The organism is Pseudomonas sp. HMSC063H08 (genome assembly GCF_001813645.1).
Lineage (GTDB): Bacteria > Pseudomonadota > Gammaproteobacteria > Pseudomonadales > Pseudomonadaceae > Pseudomonas > Pseudomonas aeruginosa.
Map to the genome: position 1 here is coordinate 225,479 of NZ_KV813540.1, position 6,285 is coordinate 231,763.

Sequence of the window (6,285 nt, forward strand, 5' to 3'; positions counted from 1 at the left end):
CCCGAACTGGTCGAACGGCAGGCCGGCGGATCGACAGGCGACGGCGGTTTTTTCGCTGGCCGGGGCAGTATAGGAGGCCCGCGCCGAGCGGCCGGGATGGCCGACGAGCGTCGCTGCGGAGTGTGCCGACCGCTGGGCGGGCCGCGCCAGCCGTGGCCTGCAGGGCTTCTACACTGTTCCAGCAGAGCCATTTCCGCGAGCCTCGGCATGCCCCGTATCGTCTTCGCCCCGGCCATCCAGCGGCATGTCGCCATGCCCGCGCTGGACGTCGGCGCCGCCACCGTCGCCGCCGCCTTGCAGGCGGCCTTCGCCCGCGAGCCGCGCTTGCGCGGCTACCTGCTCGACGACCAGGGCAGTCTGCGCCGGCATGTGGCGCTGTTCGTCGATGGCGTGCAGGTCCGCGATCGCCGGGGATTGGGCGATCCGCTCCAAGACGATAGCGAGATCTACGTGGTGCAGGCGCTGAGCGGCGGTTGACCAACAGAGGAGGACATCCGGTGAGCGAGCGACTCTATGTCGGCACCCGCAAGGGCCTGTTCGAGCTGCGGCGCAACGCGGCGGGCCAGTGGCTGCCGATGGCCAGCCACTTCCTCGGCGAGCCGCTGAGCATGCTCCTCGCCGACCCGCGCGACGGCGCGCTCTACGCGGCGCTGAATCTCGGCCATTTCGGCGTCAAGCTGTGGCGTCGCGACGCCGGCGCGACGGACTGGAAGGAATGCGCGGTGCCGGTCTATCCGCCGCAGCCGCCAGCGGCCGAACCGCTGGAAGGCCAGGCGGCGGAGCCACCCTGGTCGCTACAGCAGTTGTGGATCCTCGAGCCAGGCGGCGCCGACCGGCCCGGCACGCTGTGGGCCGGGACCATCCCCGGCGGCCTGTTCCGCTCTGACGACCGTGGCGCCAGCTGGCGCCTCAACCGCGAACTCTGGGAACGACCCGAGCGCGCCCAGTGGTTCGGCGGCGGCTACGACCATCCCGGCATCCATTCCATCTGCGTCGACCCACGCGACAGTCGCCACCTCACCGTCGCGGTGTCTTGCGGCGGCGTCTGGCAGAGCCACGACGACGGCCGCAGCTGGACCTGCACCACCAGAGGCATGCGCGCCGACTACATGCCGCCGGAGCAGAGCGAGGAGGCGGCGATCCAGGACCCGCACCGCCTGGTGCAGTGCCAGGCGCGCCCGGAGTTCCTCTGGGTGCAGCACCACAATGGCATCTTCCGTTCCCGCGACGGCGGCCTGCATTGGCAGGGCGTGGTCGCCGAGCCGTCCAGCTTCGGTTTCGCCGTCGCCGTGCATCCGCGGCAGCCGGACACGGCCTGGTTCGTCCCGGCGACCAAGGACGAATGCCGCATTCCCAGGGACGCCCGTTTCGTGGTCACCCGCACCCGCGACGGCGGCCGCAGCTTCGAGACCCTCGAGCGCGGCCTGCCCGACGGCCCGGCCTACGACCTGGTCTACCGCCACGGCCTGGACATCGACCCCAGCGGCGAGCGCCTGGCCATGGGCTCGACCACCGGCGGCCTGTGGCTCAGCGAGAACGGCGGGGAGGACTGGCGGCAGCTCTCCGCCAACCTGCCGCCGATCTACTGCGTGCGCTTCGCCTGAGCGCGCGGCGCTGGACAGCCTCGGCGCGCTTGCATAAGTTCGTGGGTTTTCGCCAAGGAGCCCACCCCATGAGCCTCGAATCCGTCCGGCGGTTCTTCGCCGAGAAAGCCCCGGACCTGCGCATCATCGAGCTGGAAACCAGCACCGCCACCGTCGCCCTGGCCGCCGAGGCCCATGGCGTGGAGCCGGGGCGGATCGCCAAGACCCTGTCGCTGCGGGTCGGCGAGCGCACCGTACTGGTGGTGGCACGCGGCGACGCGCGGCTGGACAACCGCAAGATCAAGGCCGCCTTCGGCGGCAAGGCGAAGATGCTCGGCGCCGAGGACGTGGTCGAGCTGACCGGGCACCCGGTCGGCGGAGTCTGCCCGTTCGGCCTGGCGACGCCGCTGGCGGTGTACTGCGACGTCTCGCTGCAAGCCTTCGACGAAGTGCTGCCGGCCGCCGGGGCGGTGCACAGCGCGGTCCGCATCGCCCCGCAACGGATGGCCGAGCTGGTGGATGCGCAGTGGGTCGATGTGTGCCAGGAAGTCCTCCAGGAAGCCTGACGGCAACTGCCGGGCTCAGGCCAGGTTGAGCTGCCAGGACACCCCGAAGCGGTCGGCCAGCCAGGCGAAACGCTGGCTGAAGCCGTAGTCGCCGAGCGGCATCAGGGCCTTGCCGCCGTCGCCCAGGGCTTCGGCCAGGCGCTCGATCTGCGCGTTGCTCTCGCACTCGACGAAGAAGGAGAACGCCGGGGTGAAATCGAAGGCGTGCCGCACATGGCTGTCGATGCAATGCACGCTCTGGTCGCCGAGGCGGAACAGCGCCTTCAGCACCGAGCCCTCCGGGCCCGGCCCCTCGGCGCCGTAGCGCTGGATCTGGAGGATCTCGGCGTCGTCGAACAGCGACAGGTAGAAGTTCATGGCCGCCTCGGCCTGGACCCCCTGGAACATCAGGAAGGGGCGTACGCGTGTGCTCATCGCGGTCTCCTCTGGAAGGCTGGCTCGAGGCTAGAGCCTAGCTCACCACGTTGCGGGTGAAACGCACCACCTCGTCCCCATCGTTGACGTAGGCGTACGGCTGGTCGCTGGCGAAGGCATGGAAGTCGCCGGCCTCGATGCGCCGTTCGCCGTCGGCCAGTTCCAGGCGCAGGCGACCTTCGATGACCAGAACCATCTCCCGCCAGCCGGCGGCGTCGGGTTCCGATACGTAGCGCTCGCCCGGTCCCAGCGACCAGGCCCAGAGTTCCACCTCGCGCCGCGCCGGTGCGCTGGCGAGGAGGGTGGCGCGGCTCTCGGGGTGGTGGCCGACCCAGGCCACCGCATTGATCCGCGAGCGGTCGGTGGCCGGTGCCTGGACCAGGTCGGGGAACAGCACGCCGAGGGCGGCGGCGATACGGTCGAGGGTCGACAGGCTGACATTGACGTCGCCGCTCTCGATGCCCACCAGCATCCGCCGGCTGACACTGGCCGCGCGGGCCAGCGCTTCCTGGCTGAGGCCGGCTTGCAGGCGCAGGCGGCGGACGTTGCCGGAGACATGTTCGAGGACGCTGGGGCGTTCGGTAGGGCTGGGCAATATATTGCTCACTGTCGCGGTTTTGCGCATTATAGTGCACATCCCGTTTCCCGCAGTCCATCGGGCTGCTTCCCACTGCCGGACCTCTTCCATGACCTCCACCTCCCGCGGCCTCGCCGGAACGCTGTTGCCGGTCGGCCTGCTATTGATCGCCATGGCCTCGATCCAGAGCGGCGCCTCCCTGGCGAAAAGCATGTTCCCCCTGGTCGGCGCCCAGGGCACCACGGCCCTGCGGCTGTTCTTCGCCGCGCTGATCCTGCTGCTGCTCCTGCGTCCCTGGCGCAAGCGCCTGAGCCTGCAATCGCTGCGCTCGGTGGTGGTCTACGGCATCGCCCTGGGCGGCATGAACCTGCTGTTCTATCTCTCGGTGCGCACCGTGCCGCTGGGCATCGCGGTGGCCCTGGAGTTCACCGGGCCGCTGCTGGTGGCGATCCTCTCCTCGCGGCGCCTGCTGGACTTCCTCTGGATCGGCCTGGCGGTGTTCGGCATCTGGCTGTTGCTGCCGCTGGGCAACAGCGCCGAGCCGCTCGACCTGGTCGGCGCCGCCTATGCCCTCGGCGCCGGCGTGTGCTGGGCGCTGTACATCCTCTTCGGCCAGCGCGCCGGCGCCGACCATGGCGCCCAGGGCGCCGCGCTGGGGGTGCTGGTGGCGGCGATCCTGGTGGTGCCGATCGGCGTCGCCCACGCCGGCGCCGACCTCCTCGACCCGGCGCTGATCCCGTTGGCGCTGGGCGTCGCGGTGCTCTCCACGGCCTTGCCCTACACCCTGGAAATGGTCGCGCTGACCCGCCTGCCGGCGCGCACCTTCGGCACCCTGATGAGCATCGAGCCGGCCTTCGGCGCGCTCTCCGGGCTGCTGTTCCTCGGCGAGCGGCTGAGCCCGACCCAATGGCTGGCCATCGGCGCGATCATCCTCGCCTCGGTCGGCACTACCCTCAGCGTCAAGTCGCGTGGCGCCGCCCCGGCGCTACCGGCCAAGGACTGAGGCGGCCGCCGCGTCCTCCCGCTGCAGGCGCTCGTGCTGGCGGATGAAGCGCCGCGCGCTGCGCGCCAGGCGGATGCAGAGCATGATCGCCGCGCCGGTCAGGCCCACCACCAGGCCCTGCCACAGGCCGCGCGGTCCGGTGGGTTCCTGGATCCAGTCGGTGAGGCCGAGGCTGTAGCCCACCGGCAGGCCGATGCCCCAGTAGGCGAACAGGGTCATGATCATCGTCACCCGGGTGTCCTGGTAGCCGCGCAGGGCCCCGGCGGCGGTGACCTGCAGGGCGTCGGAGAACTGGAACAGCGCGGAGAACACGATCAGCGAGGCGGCGATGGCGATCACCGCCGGGTCCGGCGAATACATCGCGGCGATCTGCTCGCGCAGCAACAACATCAGGCTCGCCGAGACGCAGGCGTAGCCCAGCGCCGCGGCCATCCCCACGCCGGCGGCGAAGCGCGCGTCGCGCGGCAGGCCGGCGCCGAGGTTGTGGCCGACCCGCACGGTCACCGCCATCCCCAGCGAATAGGGAATCATGAACACCAGCGCGCTGAAGTTCAGGGCGATCTGGTGGCCGGCCACCACGTTCTCGTCGAGCCCGCCGATCAGCAGGGCGATCACCGAGAAGATGCTCGACTCGGCGAACACCGCGATGCCGATCGGCAGGCCGACCGCCACCAGCGGGCCGATGGTCGCGCGATCCGGCCACTCCCAGCGCGAGAACAGTTGGCTGGCGCGGTAGATCGAGGCCTTGTTCACCCAGAACAGCATGCCGAGGAACATGAACCACATCACCGAGCCGGTGGCCCAGCCGCAGCCGGGGCCGCCCATCTTCGGCATGCCGAAGTGGCCGTAGATCAGCGCGTAGTTGATCGGGATGTTCAGCAGCAGCCCGCCGATCCCCAGCACCATACTCGGCCGGGTCCGTCCCAGGCCGTTGGTGTAGCAGCGTAGTACGTGGTACAGCGCCGCCGCCGGGAAGCCCAGGGCGATGCCCTTGAGGTACAGCAGGCTCGGCCCGATCAGTTCCGGGCGCACTTTCATCAAGCCGAGGATCGGCTCCGACAACCACCACAGCACCGCCCCCGACAGCGGTCCGATCAGCAGCGCCAGCCACAGCGCCTGGCGCACCAGCGGCCCGGTGCCGGGCTGGTCGCCGGCGCCATGGCGCTGGGCGACCTTGGCCGTGGTGGCGAGCAGGGTGCCGGTCATCAGCAGGAACATCGGGATCCAGATCGAGTTGCCCAGCGCCACCGCTGCCAGGTCGTGCGGACTGGCGCGCCCGGCCATCACCGCGTCGACGAAGCCCATGGCGGTGGTCGCCAGTTGCGCGATCATGATCGGCGCGGCGAGGGTCAGCAGTTCCTTGAGTTCGGCGCGGATGCGCAAGCCACGGGAAAGGGGCAGGGCGGGGCTGTTCACGGCAGTCCTTGTCTGGGCAGGGGAACCGCGTAGTTTACGGGTTGACGGGGTGGTCAGGAAGGGTCAGCAGGGTCGTGCCGGTTGCCCAGCCCCCCACCGCGCTACGCGCAGACAAACGACCCCGCGCTGCCCGCTTGAGGCCCGACCCCGTAGGGCGAATAACCGCCTGGCGGTTATCCGCCGGATACCCGTGACAGCGGCGGATGACATGCCCTGGAAACGCCGGACATCTCCCCCAGACTTTTCCGCAGCCTCTCTCAGACGCCCAGGAATTGGATAAAAAACCAGTAGGAGGAAGATGGAGGGGTCGCCAAGTCCATCTGTTTTCTTGGGGGCAGAAAAGACGCGGGCCGCAGGTGCAGGAACACCTACGACCCGCTAACCAGAGACCAGCTAATCAAGGAGCTGACCCATGGCTAAGGCCGATGATACGTCGAATCCCGCAATAACCGCACAGTCCCCTTCCACCTTCATCCCCCTGCGACGCACCTCGCAATGCAACCAGCATCCCGGCTGCGCCACCCTCTACCTGGACTGCAGCGCAGCCAGCGAAGACCTGTTCGACACCGTCCGCCGCCGTCTGGAGTCGGCGATCGGAACGCTGAGCGTCCTCGACCTGCTCGACGAAACCGAAGAGCCCGGCGAAAGCATCTGCCGCATCACCGGTTCCCTGCTGTCGTTGCTCAGCGACGCCCTGTCGCTGTTCGAGGCGGAATACGCACGCAG

The 6,285-nt window shown here is 69.6% G+C and carries 8 protein-coding genes; 5 read left to right on the forward strand and 3 right to left on the reverse strand.

Annotated elements, in window-relative coordinates:
• Positions 1-207: 207 nt before the first annotated feature.
• The 3 genes from HMPREF2924_RS23495 to HMPREF2924_RS23505 all read left to right on the forward strand — a co-directional run bounded on the left by HMPREF2924_RS23495 (position 208) and on the right by HMPREF2924_RS23505 (position 2,149).
• Positions 208-477: a MoaD/ThiS family protein gene (locus HMPREF2924_RS23495; protein ID WP_003086912.1), complete on the forward strand. Its 270-nt coding sequence runs from the start codon at positions 208-210 to the stop codon at positions 475-477.
• 20 nt (positions 478-497) lie between these two features.
• Entirely contained in the window at positions 498-1,604 is a 1,107-nt protein-coding gene (locus tag HMPREF2924_RS23500; RefSeq protein ID WP_003133352.1) for a WD40/YVTN/BNR-like repeat-containing protein, read from the forward strand.
• Positions 1,605-1,672: 68 nt separating this feature from the next.
• Positions 1,673-2,149, forward strand: a complete 477-nt coding sequence (locus HMPREF2924_RS23505; RefSeq protein WP_003086914.1) for a YbaK/EbsC family protein — start codon at positions 1,673-1,675, stop codon at positions 2,147-2,149.
• Between the two features lie 15 nt (positions 2,150-2,164).
• On the opposite strand, the gene HMPREF2924_RS23510 is transcribed toward HMPREF2924_RS23505, so the two are convergent.
• Complete coding sequence (locus tag HMPREF2924_RS23510; RefSeq protein WP_003133349.1) at positions 2,165-2,563, reverse strand: VOC family protein; 399 nt, start codon at positions 2,561-2,563, stop codon at positions 2,165-2,167.
• Positions 2,564-2,600: 37 nt separating this feature from the next.
• Positions 2,601-3,251: a helix-turn-helix domain-containing protein gene (locus HMPREF2924_RS23515; protein ID WP_003133347.1), complete on the reverse strand. Its 651-nt coding sequence runs from the start codon at positions 3,249-3,251 to the stop codon at positions 2,601-2,603.
• On the opposite strand from HMPREF2924_RS23515, the gene rhtA reads away from it, so the two are divergent.
• Positions 3,250-4,143 carry a threonine/homoserine exporter RhtA gene (rhtA, locus tag HMPREF2924_RS23520; protein WP_003086919.1) on the forward strand — a complete coding sequence of 298 codons (894 nt, stop codon included), beginning with the start codon at positions 3,250-3,252 and terminating at the stop codon, positions 4,141-4,143. The genes HMPREF2924_RS23515 and rhtA overlap by 2 nt on opposite strands.
• Here the strand turns inward: rhtA and pmpM are convergent.
• On the reverse strand, positions 4,126-5,559 hold the full coding sequence (gene pmpM / locus HMPREF2924_RS23525) for a proton-coupled multidrug efflux MATE transporter PmpM (RefSeq protein WP_003086920.1): 1,434 nt from the start codon (positions 5,557-5,559) through the stop codon (positions 4,126-4,128). The genes rhtA and pmpM overlap by 18 nt on opposite strands.
• Positions 5,560-5,971: 412 nt before the next feature.
• Between pmpM and HMPREF2924_RS23530 the strand changes: the two genes are divergently transcribed.
• Positions 5,972-6,285: hypothetical protein (locus HMPREF2924_RS23530; RefSeq protein WP_070700672.1), on the forward strand; the 314-nt coding region annotated here is incomplete at its 3' end.